Source organism: Gammaproteobacteria bacterium (assembly GCA_034522055.1).
In the GTDB taxonomy this organism is placed as follows: Bacteria; Pseudomonadota; Gammaproteobacteria; order JAABTG01; family JAABTG01; genus JAABTG01.
The window spans coordinates 771,916-788,876 of the sequence record JAXHLS010000006.1 but is presented as its reverse complement, the minus strand read 5'-3'; the positions used below and the strand labels follow the sequence as shown (position 1 = coordinate 788,876).

Annotated in this window: 14 protein-coding genes; 12 read left to right on the top strand and 2 right to left on the bottom strand. The window is 64.4% G+C overall.

Going from position 1 to position 16,961, the window contains the following annotated elements:
* Nucleotides 1-185: 185 nt before the first annotated feature.
* From U5S82_22430 to U5S82_22410, 5 genes are all read left to right on the top strand, one after another.
* Nucleotides 186-737 carry a CNP1-like family protein gene (locus U5S82_22430; protein MDZ7754320.1) on the top strand — a complete coding sequence of 184 codons (552 nt, stop codon included), beginning with the start codon at nucleotides 186-188 and terminating at the stop codon, nucleotides 735-737.
* A 41-nt stretch (nucleotides 738-778) separates the two neighbouring features.
* Complete coding sequence (parE, locus tag U5S82_22425) at nucleotides 779-2,662, top strand: DNA topoisomerase IV subunit B (protein MDZ7754319.1); 1,884 nt, start codon at nucleotides 779-781, stop codon at nucleotides 2,660-2,662.
* A 30-nt stretch (nucleotides 2,663-2,692) separates the two neighbouring features.
* Complete coding sequence (gene parC / locus U5S82_22420) at nucleotides 2,693-4,954, top strand: DNA topoisomerase IV subunit A (GenBank protein MDZ7754318.1); 2,262 nt, start codon at nucleotides 2,693-2,695, stop codon at nucleotides 4,952-4,954.
* Nucleotides 4,955-5,823: 869 nt separating this feature from the next.
* On the top strand, nucleotides 5,824-6,708 hold the full coding sequence (gene htpX, locus U5S82_22415; protein ID MDZ7754317.1) for a protease HtpX: 885 nt from the start codon (nucleotides 5,824-5,826) through the stop codon (nucleotides 6,706-6,708).
* A 100-nt stretch (nucleotides 6,709-6,808) separates the two neighbouring features.
* Complete coding sequence (locus U5S82_22410) at nucleotides 6,809-8,050, top strand: DUF1015 family protein (GenBank protein ID MDZ7754316.1); 1,242 nt, start codon at nucleotides 6,809-6,811, stop codon at nucleotides 8,048-8,050.
* Between the two features lie 138 nt (nucleotides 8,051-8,188).
* Here U5S82_22410 and epmB read toward each other — a convergent pair whose 3' ends face one another.
* The gene (epmB, locus tag U5S82_22405) at nucleotides 8,189-9,193 is read right to left on the bottom strand and encodes an EF-P beta-lysylation protein EpmB (protein ID MDZ7754315.1); all 1,005 of its coding nucleotides are present in this window, start codon (nucleotides 9,191-9,193) and stop codon (nucleotides 8,189-8,191) included.
* A gap of 131 nt (nucleotides 9,194-9,324) precedes the next feature.
* Here epmB and efp point away from each other — a divergent pair, with 131 nt between their 5' ends.
* Both efp and epmA read left to right on the top strand, forming a co-directional pair.
* Entirely contained in the window at nucleotides 9,325-9,894 is a 570-nt protein-coding gene (gene efp, locus U5S82_22400) for an elongation factor P (protein MDZ7754314.1), read from the top strand.
* Nucleotides 9,895-9,912: 18 nt separating this feature from the next.
* On the top strand, nucleotides 9,913-10,902 hold the full coding sequence (epmA, locus tag U5S82_22395; GenBank protein MDZ7754313.1) for an EF-P lysine aminoacylase EpmA: 990 nt from the start codon (nucleotides 9,913-9,915) through the stop codon (nucleotides 10,900-10,902).
* On the opposite strand, the gene nadB is transcribed toward epmA, so the two are convergent.
* The gene (gene nadB, locus U5S82_22390) at nucleotides 10,887-12,530 is read right to left on the bottom strand and encodes an L-aspartate oxidase (GenBank protein ID MDZ7754312.1); all 1,644 of its coding nucleotides are present in this window, start codon (nucleotides 12,528-12,530) and stop codon (nucleotides 10,887-10,889) included. The two genes, epmA and nadB, sit on opposite strands and share 16 nt — an antisense overlap.
* Nucleotides 12,531-12,696: 166 nt before the next feature.
* Between nadB and rpoE the strand changes: the two genes are divergently transcribed.
* The 5 genes from rpoE to U5S82_22365 all read left to right on the top strand — a co-directional run bounded on the left by rpoE (nucleotide 12,697) and on the right by U5S82_22365 (nucleotide 16,894).
* A complete protein-coding gene (gene rpoE / locus U5S82_22385) occupies nucleotides 12,697-13,272 on the top strand; it encodes an RNA polymerase sigma factor RpoE (GenBank protein MDZ7754311.1) in 576 nt (191 codons plus the stop codon).
* A 34-nt stretch (nucleotides 13,273-13,306) separates the two neighbouring features.
* Nucleotides 13,307-13,879, top strand: a complete 573-nt coding sequence (locus tag U5S82_22380; protein ID MDZ7754310.1) for an RseA family anti-sigma factor — start codon at nucleotides 13,307-13,309, stop codon at nucleotides 13,877-13,879.
* 109 nt (nucleotides 13,880-13,988) lie between these two features.
* Entirely contained in the window at nucleotides 13,989-14,873 is an 885-nt protein-coding gene (locus U5S82_22375; GenBank protein MDZ7754309.1) for a MucB/RseB C-terminal domain-containing protein, read from the top strand.
* A gap of 26 nt (nucleotides 14,874-14,899) precedes the next feature.
* Entirely contained in the window at nucleotides 14,900-15,376 is a 477-nt protein-coding gene (locus U5S82_22370) for a SoxR reducing system RseC family protein (protein ID MDZ7754308.1), read from the top strand.
* 66 nt (nucleotides 15,377-15,442) lie between these two features.
* Nucleotides 15,443-16,894, top strand: coding sequence for a DegQ family serine endoprotease (locus U5S82_22365; GenBank protein MDZ7754307.1), 1,452 nt, complete (start codon nucleotides 15,443-15,445; stop codon nucleotides 16,892-16,894).
* The last annotated feature ends 67 nt before the right edge of the window (nucleotides 16,895-16,961 follow it).

The window sequence follows — 16,961 nt, the reverse complement described above, 5'->3', positions numbered from 1 at the left end:
CGGTCTGTGGACCGGCCTCTTTTTTGGGTGTTTCCCGGCTGCAAAGAACAGTCGCACTCTTAATTATTAACAATAGAAAGCGCCATTAACCGATTGAAGATAGTCAGGCATTGACCTAATCTTGAAGCGCTTTCTCAGGAATCAGGGTGCTTGTGCCGCAGCGTCGCACGGTTACACTACGGGCCGTGAAAGCCTTCTGCACCCCTCGAACCCTGATCCGCGGCCTGTCACTCGGACTATTACTTAGCCTATCGCTTGCGGCAGTCGGTGACGACTTCCTGCAGGGACCGGAGGATCACCGTGATTACTCCAGGGAGCCGTGGCGGGAGGAAGAAACCTCTTTGCCGCCCTTCCCTCAGACGCGTCACCTGATGGAGTTGAACGTGCCCCAGGTGAGCGGTCGCCTTCGCTATGCCATCGACGCCGAGAACCTATCGGTTGGGGATGATGGTGTGGTCCGCTACACGGTGGTCGTCTCCTCGTCTTCCGGGGCGCGCAGCGTGTTTTTCGAGGGCCTAAGGTGTAGCGAACGTACTTACAAGATCTACGCCTATGGTCACGGGGGCGACTCCTTCAGGAGGCGTCAGGATCCGCAGTGGCAACCCATACCCCGTCGTGGCAGTCAGGCATTCCGGGACGATCTCCGGCGCTCACAGTTCTGTGATCGTTTCGGGAACGTACGGCCACGGCACGAGATCATCCGCCACCTGCGCGGCGACTTCACGCTGGATTTATAGTTCGAGACACGAACCATTCCAGCCATGAGCCCCCTTCACCCATGAGCAATTACGATGCGGCCTCCATCGAGGTCCTGACCGGCCTCGACCCCGTGCGCAAGCGCCCGGGTATGTACACCGACACCACCCGTCCCAATCATCTGGCCCTGGAGGTGGTGGACAACAGCGTGGATGAGGCCATCGCCGGCCATGCCAGCCGCATTTCGGTCACCGTCCACGGCGACGGCTCGGTGGCGGTGGTGGACGACGGCCGGGGCATGCCGGTGGACATTCATCCCGACGAGGGCCTGCCGGGGGTGGAGGTCATCCTCACCCGGCTCCACGCCGGCGGCAAGTTCTCCAACAAGAATTATCAGTTCTCCGGCGGCCTCCACGGCGTGGGCGTGTCGGTGGTGAATGCCCTGTCGAGTCACCTCGAGATCTGGGTGCGCCGCAACGGCATCGAGTACAACATGGCTTTCCAGAGCGGCGTCAAGGTCTCCGACCTCGAAGAGGTGGGCCAGGTGGGGCGCCGCAACACCGGCACGACGCTGCGTTTCTGGCCCGACCCCCAGTTCTTCGACTCCGTGAAGTTCTCCCTCGCGCGGCTGCGCCATGCCCTCAAGGCCAAGGCGGTGCTGTGCCCGGGGCTGCAGGTGGTGCTGGAGGATGAACAGTCCGGCCAGCGCGACGAGTGGTGCTATGAGGATGGGGTGGCGGCCTACCTGCAGCACGAGTGCCAGGACCGGGAGCTGCTGCCGGCGGGGCTGTTCACCGGCGAGTTGGCGGGCAACACCGAGGCGGCCCAATGGGCCCTCGCGTGGCTGCCCGACGGCGGCGAGGCCCTCCAGGAGAGTTACGTCAACCTCATTCCCACGCCCCTGGGGGGCACCCACGTGAACGGCCTGCGGGCGGGTCTGCTGGAGGCCATGCGTGAGTTCTGCGAGTTTCGCAACCTGCTGCCCCGGGGTGTCAAGCTGACCCCCGACGATGTATGGGACCGCCTCACCTATGTGCTGTCCGTCAAGCTCGCGGATCCCCAGTTCTCGGGCCAGACCAAGGAACGGCTGTCCTCCCGGGAGTGCGCACCCTTCGTCTCCGGGGTAGTCAAGGATGCCTTCAGCCTGTGGCTCAATCAGCATCCGGAGGCCGGTGAGCAGATCGCCGAACTGGCCATCACCAATGCCCAGAAGCGCCTGCGGGCCGCCAAGAAGGTGGTACGCAAGAAGATCTCCGCCGGTCCCGCGCTGCCCGGCAAACTGGCGGACTGCAGCACCCAGGACCCGGAACGCTCAGAACTCTTCCTGGTGGAAGGCGACTCCGCCGGTGGCTCGGCCAAGCAGGCTCGGGACCGTGAATTCCAGGCCGTGATGCCCCTGCGCGGCAAGATCCTCAATACCTGGGAGGTGGACCCCGCCCAGGTGCTGGGTTCCCAGGAGGTCCACGACATCGCCGTGGCCCTCGGCGTGGACCCAGGCACCGAGGACCTCGGCGGCCTGCGCTATGGCAAGGTCTGTGTCCTGGCGGATGCCGACTCCGATGGCGCTCATATCGCCACCCTGCTGTGCGCCCTGTTTCTGCGCCATTTCCGGCCCCTGGTGACCCACGGCCATGTCTACGTGGCCATGCCGCCCCTGTATCGCATCGACGTGGGCAAGGAGGTGTTCTATGCCCTGGACGAGCATGAGAAGAAGGGGGTGGTGGACCGCGTCACGGCGGAGAAAAAAAAGGGCAAGATCAACGTCCAGCGGTTCAAGGGCCTGGGTGAGATGAACCCCCTGCAGTTGCGGGAGACCACCATGGCGCCCGAAACCCGCCGCCTGCTGCAACTGACGGTGGACGACGGCGACGATACCCTGGACCTCATGGACAAGCTGCTGGCCAAGAAACGGGCCCGGGAGCGGCGGGAGTGGCTGGAGGCCAAGGGCGACATGGCCACCCTGTGAAGCGGCTTTGATGAATCCGAAGAAACAGCCATGAGCGATGACGACACCATCGACTACGAGGGCGTGGAACGCCTGCCCCTCAAGGCCTTCACCGAGCGCGCCTACCTGGACTACTCCATGTACGTCATCCTCGACCGGGCACTGCCCCACGTGGAGGACGGACTCAAGCCGGTGCAACGGCGCATCGTCTACGCCATGTCCGAGTTGGGGCTGCGCGCCGGGGCCAAATACAAGAAGTCGGCGCGCACCGTGGGCGACGTCCTGGGCAAGTATCATCCCCATGGCGATTCCGCCTGCTACGAGGCCATGGTGCTCATGGCCCAGCCCTTCTCCTACCGTTACACCCTGGTGGACGGCCAGGGCAACTGGGGCTCCATGGACGACCCCAAGTCCTTCGCCGCCATGCGCTACACCGAGGCCCGCCTGGCACCCTACGCCCAGCTGCTGCTGGAGGAACTGGGGCAGGGCACCGCCGACTGGGTACCCAATTTCGACGGCACCCTGGAAGAACCCCGGCTGCTGCCGGCCCGGGTGCCCAACGTGCTGCTCAACGGCGCCTCCGGCATCGCCGTGGGCATGGCCACGGACGTGCCACCCCACAACCTGCGGGAGGTGGTGGAAGCCTGCATCCACCTGCTGGATCATCCGGAGGCCGGCATCGGCACCTTGATGGAGTTCATCAAGGGCCCCGACTTCCCCACCCAGGCGGAGATCGTCTCGTCCCGGGAAGATCTGCTCAATCTATACCAACTGGGCATGGGCAGCGTGCGCGCCCGGGCGCGTTATGAATATGAGCAGGAGGAAGGCGTGATTGCCATCCACGCACTGCCCTACCAAGTCTCAAACAGCCGCATCCAGGAACAGATCGCCGCCCAGATGCAGGCCAAGAAGCTGCCCATGGTGGAGGACCTGCGGGACGAGTCGGACCACGAGAACCCGGTACGCATCGTGGTGGTGCCGCGCTCCCGGCGGGTGGATGTGGAGCGCCTCATGTCCCACCTCTTTGCCTCCACCGATCTGGAGCGCGGCTACCGGGTGAACATGAACGTCATCGCGCTGGACGGCCGCCCGCGGGTGATGGACCTCAAGACCCTGCTACAGGAGTGGCTGACGTTCCGCGAACGCACCGTCATCCGGCGCCTCGAACACCGCCTGGCCAAGGTGCGCGACCGCCTGCACCTGTTGGAAGGCCTGCTCATCGCCTTCCTCAATATCGACGAGGTGATCCGCATCATCCGCACCGAGGACGAGCCCAAGCCGGTGCTCATCGCCACCTTCGCCTTGAGCGACGTCCAGGCCGAATACGTGCTGGACACCAAGCTGCGCCAGCTGGCGCGCCTGGAAGAGGTGAAGATCCGCGCCGAGCAGGCGGAACTGGCGGCGGAACGCGACGACCTGGAAAAGACCCTGGGCTCCACGCGACGCATCCGCAGCCTCATCAAGAAGGAGCTGCGGGCCGACGCCGAAAAATATGGCGACGAACGCCGCTCGCCCATCGTGCGGCGGGAACAGGCCCAGGCCCTGGTGGAGACCGAGCTGACGCCGGCCGAGCCCACCACAGTCATCCTCTCCCAGAAGGGCTGGGTGCGCGCCGCCAAGGGCCATGACGTGGACGCCGCGGGCATCGCCTATCGTTCCGGGGACGCCTTCGAGGCGGCGGCCCGGGGGCGCACCAATCAATCGGCGGTATTTATCGACTCCACCGGCCGGGCCTATGCCCTGCCGGCCCACACCCTGCCTTCGGCGCGAGGGCACGGCGAGCCTCTCACGGGACGTCTCGCCCCGCCGGATGGTGCCCATTTCCGTTCGGTGCTGGTGGATGGCGAGGACAGCCTGTATCTGCTGTCCACGGATGCCGGGTATGGTTTCGTGACGCGTTTCGGCGACCTGGTGAGCAAGAACCGGGCGGGCAAGCTGATCCTGACGGTGCCGCCGGGTGCCCGGGTGTTGAAACCCAGACGGGTGAGCGATTACGACAGCGACCGAGTGGCCCTGGCCACCAACACCGGCCGCCTGCTGGTGCACCCCCTGGCGGAACTGCCGCACCTGCCCAAGGGCAAGGGTGTGAAGATGTTCAACGTCCCCAAGGCCAAGCTGGACAGCCGCGAGGAGTTCATCCAGGACGTGGTGATCCTGCCGACGGGTGCGGGTCTCAAGGTGTACTCGGGCAAGCGCCACCTCAACCTGCGGGTCTCGGACCTGGAAAATTTCCTGCAGAACCGCGGCAAGCGCGGCTTCAAGCTGCCCCGGGGCTTCCAGCGGGTGGACAGCCTGGAAACCGATGGGGGCTGAAGGCAGAAGGCAGAAGGTGGAAGAAAAACATTCATCGCTCACGGAGGCACGGAGAACCAAGATAAGAGCGTATTGCTTTCCGTAGGCTTATGCGGAACGAGGATCTCTCACCAAGGCCGCCATACGGGTCCAGCCATCTGTCTTTCTCCGTGCCTCCGTGCCTCTGTGAGAGACTATATTGCAGGCTTGTTCAATATCCCGTGGCCCCGGGGCAAGACGAGCGCATCTCGTACCAAGGATGATCCCAAACTTGGCGTTCTTGGCGTTCTTGGCGAGAGCAAATTCTTCTCGCTACGCCCACGAATTCCGCTGACGAGCAAAAAAAACCGGGGCACGAGGCCCCGGTACAGGGGAACGGAAATCAGGAGGAAGGGGTCTCCGTTCATGATTCATATTCGGACGGCCGGTGCAAAACTTTAACCCTCCGACACCATGCCCCGGGGCCGGTCCGGGTAACCCTCTGGAGGGATGCCCCGAGGTTTCCGCCTCCCGCGGGGCTGATGCCACCGCCCCGGGTGGAACATCCTTGCGCCGGGTCGGTACCATCCGCAGGCTGTCGGGCTGAAGCCCGACCTACAGCCCGACCTACAGCCCGACCTACACAACACCTTCACCGCCCATTCCTCTGGCAAGGATGTAGGTCGGGATTCATCCCGACATTCGAACCCGCCGCGCATACCCCGCGCCGGGTCGGTACCATCCGCCAGTGTTAGGTGTCGGGCTGAAGCCCGACCTACAGCCCGACCTACAGCCTGACCTACAATTCTTCTTGCTACACCCACGAATTCCGCTGACGAACCTTGAATTGGTGGGCGCGGACCCTATCTGCCAAACGTGATGCTCGATTACCCCACTGAGGCACAAAGAGAATGAAAAGAGTATTCCTGTTCCTGGCCACCAACCTCGCCATCGTGGTGGTGCTCAGTATTACCCTGCGCCTGCTCGGTTTCGAGCGCATCCTAGACGAGCAGGGCGTCGGTCTGGACATCAACGCCCTGGCCCTGTTCTCCGCGGTGTTCGGCATGGGCGGGGCCTTCATCTCCCTGGCCATCTCGAAATGGACCGCCAAGCGACTCACGGGGGCTCGGGTGATCGAGAGTCCCTCCTCGGAAGCGGAGCGCTGGCTGGTGGACACCGTGACCCGCCAGGCCCGGGCCGCCGGCATCGGCATGCCGGAGGTGGCCATCTACGACGCCCCCGACCTCAACGCCTTCGCCACCGGCATGAACCGCAACAAGGCCCTGGTGGCAGTCAGCACGGGGCTGCTGCGGGGCATGTCCCGGGACGAGGTGGAGGCGGTGCTGGCCCATGAGGTGACCCACGTGTCCAACGGCGACATGGTGACCCTGGCACTGATCCAGGGCGTGGTGAACACGTTCGTGATCTTCCTGTCCCGGGTCATCGGTCATCTGGTGGACCGTCTGGTATTCAAGGTGGAACGGGGCCACGGCCCGGCCTTCTGGATCACCGCCATCATCGCGGAACTGGTGCTGGGGGTACTGGCCAGCACCATCGTCATGTGGTTCAGCCGCCGGCGGGAATTCCGTGCCGACGCCGGGGGTGCCCGCCTCACCAGTCCGGGACGCATGGCGGCGGCCCTGGAGCGCCTCAAGAGCACCGCCGGGCAACCCCATCTGCCGGACCAGTTGGCGGCCTTCGGGGTGTCCGGGCGCATCGGCCAGGGCCTGTCCAGGCTGTTCATGTCCCATCCGCCCCTGGATGAGCGCATCGCGGCCCTGCGGTCGATGGGCTGAGCCGGGCTTGTTATCATATGGGGCTTTGCCGGGCCTGGCGGCCGCGTGCCGCCCCGCCCCCCACCGGCGGCCCGACGCTGCCCCAACCGGATAACCAGCCATGTCCCTGATACGACCCTTCCCCGGCCTGCGGCCGGTCGCCGGGCGCGCCGCCGATGTCATCGCGCCCCCCTACGACGTCCTCAATACCACCGAGGCACGGCACCGCGCCGAGGGGCGCCCCTTCAGCTTCCTGCATATCTCCAAACCGGAGATCGACCTGCCGAAGGATACGGACGCCTACGCCCCCGAGGTCTACGAGAAGGGGGCCGAGAATCTGCGCCACATGATGGCCGAAGGCGTGTTGGCGGTGGACCCCGAAGACCGCTATTACCTCTACAGCCTCACCATGGGTGACCACACCCAGAGCGGGCTGGTGGCGGTGGCCTCGGTGGCGGACTACGACTCCAATCGCATTCGCAAGCATGAATTCACGCGCCCCGACAAGGAGGATGACCGGGTGCGTCAGGTGGATGCCCTGAACGCCCAGACCGGCCCCGTATTCCTCACTTTCCGCCACAACGACACCATCGACGGACTGATGGCGCGGGCCATGGCGGGCGCGCCGGAGGTGGACGTGACCGCCGACGATGGTGTCATCCACCGCCTGTGGTCTGTCGCCGACGGCGCTTTGCGGGACGCCCTCACTGCGGCCTTCGATGCCCTTGATAACCTTTACATCGCCGACGGCCATCACCGCTCGGCCGCCGCCTCGCGGGTGGCGGCCATGCGCCGGGAGGCCAATCCGGAGCACACGGGGACGGAGCCCTATAACTACTTCCTGGCGGTCATTTTCCCCGACGATCAGATGAAGATCCTGGACTACAATCGGGTGGTGAAGGATCTCAACGGGCTGTCGGCGGCGGAGTTCATGCGACGGCTGGAGGAGCGCTTCGAAGTGACGCCTGCAGATGGGCCGGCGCGTCCCGGGGCACCCGCCACCTTCGGCATGTATCTGGACGGGCAGTGGTACCACCTGGCCCTGGGCGCCGAACACATCCCCCAGAGCGACCCCGTGGGCAGGCTGGACGTGAGCCTGCTGGCCGCCAACCTCATCGAGCCCGTGCTCGGTATCACGGATCCGAGGCGCGACCGGCGCATCGATTTCGTGGGTGGGATCCGTGGCCTCGGAGCCCTCGAGCAACGAGTGGACAGCGGCGACATGAAGGTGGCCTTCAGCCTCCACCCCACCGGCCTCGACGACCTCATGGCGGTGGCCGATGCGGAGCAGGTGATGCCGCCCAAGTCGACTTGGTTCGAGCCCAAGCTCGCCGACGGACTGGTGTCCCACCTGCTGTCGTGAGCTTGAATGTCGGGATGAATCCCGACCTACATCCATGCCGAAGGAATGGGCGCTGTGGGTGTTGTGTAGGTCGGGCTGTAGGTCGGGCTTCAGCCCGACACCCGGCGCTGGCGGCCCGGATTGAGCGATGGAGCCCTATCAATCACGGATCGACTCCTCCAGCGGAATCTTGAATGGTGCCCCCGGCCGTTCCCGCACCAGGCGGGGCACGAGATAGCCCGGCAGGCGCGCACGCAGCGCCTCCATGAGTCGCAGGGCAGTCGCGTCGTCCACCTGAAAATGGGCGGCGCCGGCCACGGGGTCGAGTTGATGCAGGTAATAGGGCATGACGCGGGCCTCGAACAACCGATGACTGAGTTCCGTGAGGGCGCCAGTGCTGTCGTTGACCCCACGCAGCAGCACGCTCTGGTTGAGCAGCAGCGCCGTGGCGCCGGCCAGACGCCGCAGGTGGGTCACGATGCCCCCATCCAACTCGTTGGGATGGTTGGCATGGATCACCACCACCACGGCGGCATCCACCCGGCGGATAAGACCCAGCAGGGCGCCCGTCACCCGTTGGCCCACCACCACCGGCAGGCGGGTATGCAGGCGCAGGCGCCGCACCTGGGGCATGGCCCCCAGGGTCTCCAGCAGGGGAGCTAGGCGTTCATCGCTGAGGCTCAGGGGGTCGCCGCCGCTGAGGATGACCTCGTCGATGTCGGGATGGCTGGACAGGTAGGCGAGGATGTCCTCCAGGCCGGGCTGTCTGAGGGCGAAGTCGCCGTAGGGGAAGTGGCGCCGAAAACAGTAGCGACAATGAATGGCGCAGGCGCCGGTGGCGATGACCAGGATACGCCCATGGTATTTGTGCAGGGTGCTCCCGCTGGCCCGGGCCTGTAGATCACCCACGGGATCGGTACCATAACCAGGCGCCGGCAGATCCTCCAGGGGGCTGTGGAGCACCTGCAGCAGCAGGGGATCGGAGGGATCGCCCACGCGCATGCGCCTGACGAAGCTCTCCGGCACGCGCATGGGGAACGGGCTGGGTGCCGCGGCCAATGGAACGGCTGCCGCCGCGATGCCGAGGCGCGCCAGCAGGCGCTGGGGATCGGTATAGGCCGCCGCCAATTCCGACTGCCAGTGGGGCTCATCTACGGTTATCATAATGGGCTACGCGCAAAGTCGGGCCGTCGTCTCAACATCCGTCCGCACTCTGGCTCAATCGCACTTCCTCCGATCTCGGCATATAGCCCGACGTCATTGCGGAGGGGCATAGTTTATACAAGAGGTCGATAATGGCGAGTTTAGGCATGAATGACATCCGGGTAGGCTCCAAGATCCTGCTCGACAACGATCCCTGTGTGGTGGTGGAGGCCGATCTGGTGAAACCGGGCAAGGGGCAGGCGTTCACTCGTATCAAGTACCGCAATTTCAAGACCGGCCGGGTCCTGGAGCGCACTTTCAAGGCCAGTGACTCGGCCCAGGAGGCGGACGTGGTGGATACGGAGATGCAGTATCTCTACAACGACGGCGAGCACTTCTATTTCATGGACCCGTCCTCCTATGAGCAGGTGGGCGCGGATGGGGCGGCCGTGGGGGATGCGGCCCAGTGGCTCAAGGAGCAGGACATGTGCACCGTCACCCTGTGGAACGGCACGCCCCTGATGGTGACCCCCCCCAATTTCGTCGAACTCCGGGTAGTGGAGACGGATCCGGGCGTGCGGGGCGATACCGCCAGCGGTGGCACCAAGCCGGCGGCGTTGGAGACCGGTGCCACGGTCAAGGTACCCTTGTTCCTGGAGCAGGAGGAGATCATCCGGGTGGACACCCGTACCGGGGAATACGTCGGTCGCGTCAAGGACTGAGCACCAGCTGCGGTACTCATGAGGGGGCGGCCCGGGCATGACTGGCGCCCGGCTGCGGGTCACCCGCTGCTGAGACTGCGGGCCCGAATGCTCGCCGACATCCGCGGCTTCTTCGCCGCGCGGGACGTGTTGGAGGTGGAGACCCCGTTGCTCGGCCGCCACACCGTCACCGACCCCCATATCGCCAGCTACCTCGTGCCGGTGGACCATGACACCCCCGGGGCCACTGCGGTGCGTCACCTGCAGACATCGCCGGAGTTCGCCATGAAGCGCCTCCTGGCGGCGGGCAGCGGCGACATCTACCAGATCTGCAAGGCCTTTCGCCGTGGCGAGGCGGGGAGCCGCCATAATCCCGAGTTCACCCTGGTGGAGTGGTACCGCACGGGTTTCGATCACCTGAGGCTCATGGCGGAGGTGGCCGAAGTGGTGGCGATGTTGCTGCAGCGGCCCCTCTCCTGGGCACGCCGGGGCTACGACGAGGTGCTTCATGAGTTCGCCGGCCTGGATCCCCGTGGAGCCTCCCTCATCGAGCTCGGGGCCCGGGCGGTGGAACTGGGTCTGCATCCGTCCACGCGGGCAGACATGGACCGGGATGAGCTGCTGGATTTTCTCTTCAGCACCGCGGTGCAGCCCCGGTTGGGTCATGACCGGCTGGATGTCGTGGACCGCTATCCCCCGACTCAGGCGGCCCTGGCCCGCATCGTCGATGATGGCAGCGGGCCGGTCGCCGAGCGTTTCGAGCTGTTCCACGAAGGCCTTGAACTGGCCAACGGCTACCATGAACTGGCCGACCCGGGCGAACAGCGCATGCGCATGAAACTGGATCGCTCGCGCCGCCGCGTCCTCGGGCTCCCCGACTGCGCGCCGGACGAACGCCTGCTCGCCGCCCTCGAAGCGGGATTGCCCGAGTGCGCCGGCGTGGCCCTGGGCTTCGATCGGCTGGTGATGCTGCGCAGCGGCGAGTCGGATATCCGCCGCGTCCTGGCCTTTCCTTACGAACGGGCCTGACGCAGCGCCGCGCCCGCGGGCCAGTCGCCGTCCGGTGCGTGGCCGAGGATGGTGTTGCGCGGCGGGTGGCCGGTGTCGGGCTCGGGATAGTCGGTGGTGAAATGCAGCCCGCGGCTCTCCTTGCGGCTCAGGGCGGACTCGATGATGAGAGCCGCCACCAGCACCAGGTTGCGCAATTCGATGAGGTCGTTGGTAACCCGGAAGTTGCTGTAGTACTCGCTTATCTCCCGTTGCAGCAATTCCACCCGGTGCTGGGCCCGCTGCAAGCGTTTGGTGGTGCGGACGATGCCCACGTAATCCCACATGAAGCGCCGCAGTTCGTCCCAGTTATGGGCGACCACCACCTCCTCGTCGGAATCCGTGACGCGGCTCTCGTCCCACTCCGCGAGTTCCGGTGGGGGGGGGATCCCGTCGATGGTGGCGTTGATGTGGTCGACCGCCGCCTCTCCGAACACCAGGCATTCGAGCAGCGAGTTGCTGGCCATGCGGTTTGCCCCATGGAGGCCGGTGAAGGCCATCTCGCCCACGGCATAGAGGCCCTCCACATCGGTGCGTGCCGAGGTGTCCGTGACCACACCACCACAGAGGTAGTGCACCGCGGGCACCACCGGAATGGGCTCCCTGGTCATGTCGTAACCGAACTCCAGACAGCGTTCGTACACGGTGGGGAAGTGCTGGCGTATGAAATCCGGGGATTTGTAGCTGATATCCAGGTAGACGCATTCGGCGCCCAGGCGCTTCATCTCGTGATCGATGGCGCGGGCCACGATATCCCTGGGGGCGAGTTCGCCGCGGGCGTCGAAATCGTGCATGAAACGGGAACCGTCGGGCAGCAGCAGCCGGCCGCCCTCGCCGCGCACGGCCTCGGTGATGAGGAACGACTTGGCCTTGGGGTGGTAGAGGCAGGTGGGGTGGAACTGGATGAACTCCATATTGCCCACCCGGCACCCGGCCCGCCAGGCCATGGCGATGCCGTCGCCCGTAGACACGTCGGGATTGCTCGTGTACAGATACACCTTGCCGGCACCACCGGTGGCGAGCACCACCACCTTGGCACGAAAGACCTTGACCCGGTGCTCGCGGCGGTCGAAGACGTAGGCGCCTACACACCTGCCATTGGGCTTGTCGGATTCCCGAATGATGTCGAGGGCCAAGTGGTCCTCGAAGAACTCGATGCGGCGGGTTTCCTCGAGACGGGCGATGAGGGTGTCCTCGATGGCACGCCCGGTGGCATCGGCGGCATGAATGACGCGGCGATGGGAATGTCCACCCTCACGCGTGAGGTGGTAACCCGAACTACTCTTTTGGACGTCATCACGGGTAAACTGGACGCCCTCATCGATGAGCCACTGGATGGCCTCGGGCGCCCGTTCCACCGTCATCCGTACGACCTCCGGGTCGCACAGGCCGGCGCCCGCCTTGATGGTGTCCTCGGCATGGGATGCGGTGGAGTCCCGGGGGTCCAACACCGCCGACACGCCTCCCTGGGCATAGCGGGTGCTGCCTTCAAACAGCCGTCCCTTGGATATTAGGTGGACTTTGAGGCGTGGCGACAGGCGCAAGGCGGTGGTCAGACCGGCGGCGCCACTGCCGATGATGAGCACATCGCAACTGTTCTGGTCGGGCATAAGTCCCTGGGAGAAGCAAGATTGGCGCCGTCTAAAACTCTGGGCGGTCGGATGAAACGTCCAAGTGGAATATAATCATACACGAGGTTGTGGCGCGAACTTATAGAGGGAGGAGGGGTCTAGGTGATTAATCGCGGATGGACTCCCGGGGAGACAGGTGGCCCGGGTGGTCGAGCATAGCGTTGACAAGGCGCTTGTAGAGCGTGTTCAGCAGGGCGACAAGGCGGCTTTCGATGTGCTGGTATTGAAGTATCAGCACAAGTTGATAAAGCTGATATCCCGCTACATCAAGGACCCCTCCGAGGTCCTCGACGTGGCCCAGGAGTCCTTCCTGAAGGCGTACAGGGCGCTACCCCGATTCCGGGGCGACAGTGCGTTCTACACGTGGCTCTATCGGATAGCCATCAACACGGCGAAGAACCATCTGGTGGCCCAGGGACGGCGGCCGCCGGGTGACGATATCGACTCGGGCGACGCCGAGCAGTACTTTGGCGAGTCGGAACTCAAGGATCAGGCGACGCCGGAGCGGCTGTTATTGCGGGACGAGATAGAGCAGACGGTGATAGAGGCCATAGAACAGTTGCCCGAGGAACTTCGTACCGCCATCACACTCCGGGAGTTGGAAGGAATGAGCTACGAGGACATTGCCCAGGCCATGGATTGCCCCATCGGCACGGTTCGTTCCCGCATCTTTCGGGCCCGCGAAGCCATCAATCAGCGGCTCGAACCGCTCCTGTCCTGAAGACGATCCAATACAACATTAGACTGTGGCGCATATGAAGAAACACTACGTATCCGAACTGATGGACGATGCACTCGAGGGCGACGAGGCCCGGGAGGCGCTGAGCAGGTTAGGCCGGGATGCGGCAATGATCAGACAATGGGAACGCTATCACCTCATCAGCGATACCCTGAGCAACCATTTGACCCCCTACCTGGGGCGTGAGCTCCAGGCCCGGGTGCGGGCAGCGATAGACGGCGAGCCTCATTACCTTGGCGCCCAGCGGCGTCCCTGGACGCGAGTGGGCCGGATGGCTGCCGGGGTCGGCCTGGCGGCCTCCCTGGTGGGGGTCGCGGTAATCGGTGGCCAGTGGCTGAAGGGCGGTGATGGCTTCGGTGCGGGAACGACGGTGGCCCGGATCACCACAGAGAACAGCGCATCCGCGGTTGGCGCCCCCCCCGGCGAGCCGCGATCGATGGTGGCGGGGACGGGGATGCACTGGGATCGAGTGGAACCCGGTGTCGAGACACGGCTCAACGGCTTTCTCGTGAGCCACAGCACCTACGCAGACAGCATGAGCCCGATACGCCCCTATGCCCGCGTCATCAGCTATCATGGCGCGCCCTAGGCAACCAGTGCCGGCCCATAACCATATGAAGTATGCCTGGGTCAGCGCGGTCCTCCTTTCCTGCTGGATACCGCTGGCCGATTGCCTTGCCGACCAGCAGTCGGAGGCCATGAAACTGTTGGAGGGCATCGGGGAGTCCGCTCGCAAACTCACCTACGACGGCGTTTTCATCTACCGTCAGGGTGACGACATCGAGACCGTACGCATCATCCATCGGGCCGACGAACGGGGTGAAAGAGAACGTTTGATCTCCCTTACCGGGGCCCCCAGGGAGGTGGTGCGCACGGATATCCATGTCACCTGCGTCAACTCCAGGCGCCGTTCCGTATTTGTGGAGGCACTCCCGCTGCAGCCGCCGTTGAGCGGACTATCCATTTCCGCACATCAGGATATCGATGATCATTACCAGTTCTCGGTCGGTCCCGGTGAACGGGTGGCGGGACGCAAGACCACGCGGCTGGTGATCACCCCCCGGGACGTATTCCGCTATGGCTACGCCCTGTGGATAGACCAGGAAAGTGGGCTCCTGTTACGCTCAGACTTGATGGGAGAAGATGGGGAAGTGTTGGAGCAGATGCTCTACACGCAGCTGCGCTTCGCGGACGCGATACCCGATCATCTGCTGGACAGCCCTCTGCTGACGGATGGTTATACGGTGCATGAGCCGGTCGGCGACGGCGCGGCGAGGCCCGGGATCAGGCGGGAGCCCCAGTGGCGGATTCAGTGGGTTCCCGAGGGTTTCAAGAGCCATCAGGTGATCGCCACCGAGCAAACGGAAGGGTGGAGTGAACATCATTTGTATTCCGACGGCATCGCCACGTTTTCCGTCTATGTCGAACCCCTCGCCCCGGGGACTGAACCCTACGAGGGTCTGTCGACCATGGGTGGGTTGAGCGCCTTCGGCCGCGTGGCGGGTATCAATCAACTCGTGGTGGTGGGGGAGGTGCCCACTGCGACGGTGACCCGGGTGGGAGATTCGGTTTCCGCCCCATGAGCAGAGGCAAGCCATGATTGAACCCCATGATTGAACAAGCAGCCACCGTCGTGACGGTGAACCAAGGCCATATCACGGTGGAATCCCAACGGGCCACCGCCTGCGGCACCTGTGCCTCGGGTGGTGGCTGTGGTATCGGGGTGCTGGGCCGTCTCTTCGGCAATCGCTCCAGCCGCATCGAGGTGACGGCCGACATGGCCGTGCAACCCGGGGACGAAGTAGTCATCGGCGTGCCGGAGGATGCCCTGTTGCTGGGCTCGCTTTGGCTCTACCTCGTGCCCCTGCTGTTGTTCATCGCCGGCAGCCTGGTGGGGCGCACGGTGGCCATCAATACCGGAGGCGGCGAACTGCTGGCGGTTGTGGGCGCCATCCTGGGCGGTCTCGCTGGCTTCGTCTGGGCGGCGGCCCACACCCGCACTCGGGACAGTGACCCCGCGTTCCGGCCGGTGGTCCTGCAACGGACGACGCCCGGGAGCATCGCCGTCCCACCACCTCCGACCTGATCCGGCACGGCAGCCGGGAAGTCCTTCTCAAGCCAGTTCAAGAAACCGATCTTTGGAAAGTTATATATGACGAATTCCCGAACCCGCAGTCCATTTTCCCTTCTCGCCATTTGCGCTTTGGTCTTGTTTGGCCTCGCCCCTGTGACGCAGGCCGCCAAAGGCCTGCCGGACTTCACCAGATTGGTGGAACAGTATGGGCCGGCAGTCGTGAACATCAGCACGACCCAAAAGCGCGGCAAGGGATCTGCCATGCCCCACGGCCTGCAGATCCCGGACATTCCGAAGGACAGTCCGTTCTACGAATTCTTCGAGCGTTTCTTCGGGGAGAAGGGTGAGATACCTCAGCAACAGTTGCCGGAGGAATATCGCAGCGAGTCTCTCGGTTCAGGCCTCATCATCTCCGGAGACGGCTACGTCGTCACCAACCATCACGTGATCCAGGACGCCGACAAGGTCATCGTGCGCCTCAGTGACCGGCGCGAATTCGTGGCCGAGGTGGTGGGCAGCGACCCCCGCAGCGATCTGGCCCTGCTCAGGATCGAGGCAGCCAACCTCCCGGTGGTGCGTATCGGCCGCTCGGAGGACCTCAAGGTAGGTGAATGGGTGCTGGCCATCGGTTCCCCCTTCGGTTTCGAGCATTCCGCCACCGCGGGTATCGTCAGCGCCAAGGGCCGCAGTCTGCCATCGGACAACTATGTGCCCTTCATCCAGACCGATGTAGCCATCAATCCGGGCAACTCCGGGGGTCCTCTGTTCAATCTCGACGGCGAGGTCGTGGGAGTGAATTCCCAGATCTACAGCCGCACCGGTGGTTTCATGGGCCTGTCATTCGCCATACCTATCGATATGGCCATGGATGTGGTGGAGCAGATCAAAACCTCCGGCCGGGTGTCACGGGGCTGGCTCGGGGTACTGATCCAGGACGTCAGCCAGGAACTGGCCGAGTCCTTCGGCATGGATCGGCCACGCGGTGCCCTGGTGGCCCAGGTACTGCCGGACAGCCCGGCGGCGGAAGCCGGCATCAGGGTGGGGGACGTCATCCTCGGCTTCGATGGCGAGAACGTCGAGCACTCCTCTGATCTACCGCCCATCGTGGGACGCACCCGGGCCGGCAGTAAGGTGGCGGTGGAGGTGTTGCGGGATGGTCGTGTTCAGGCCCTGAAGGTGACCATCGACGAGCTCCCCGATGACGAGACCCTGCAGAAGGCATCGGGGCAGTTGCAGGATGGCCGGAGGATAGAGCGCATCGGTCTGACCATCGAAGAACTCTCCCCGGAACAGCGGGAAGAACTTCAGGTACCCGAGAACGGCGTACTCGTCACGGAGGTGGAGGATGGGCCGGCATCCCGCGCCGGTATCCGACAGGGGGACGTCATTCTCATGATGAACAATCTCCAGGTGTCCGATGCCAAGGCCTTGAAGGACATGGTCGACGGGCTCCCCGCAGGAAAGACCGTGCCGCTGTTGATACACCGCCAGGGCAGTCCGCTGTTCCTGGCCCTACGTACAGAGGAATAATCACCGGCTCGGGGCGCCAACACGGGCATGCACCGGACAGGGATGTTCGATTAAACTACTCCATTGT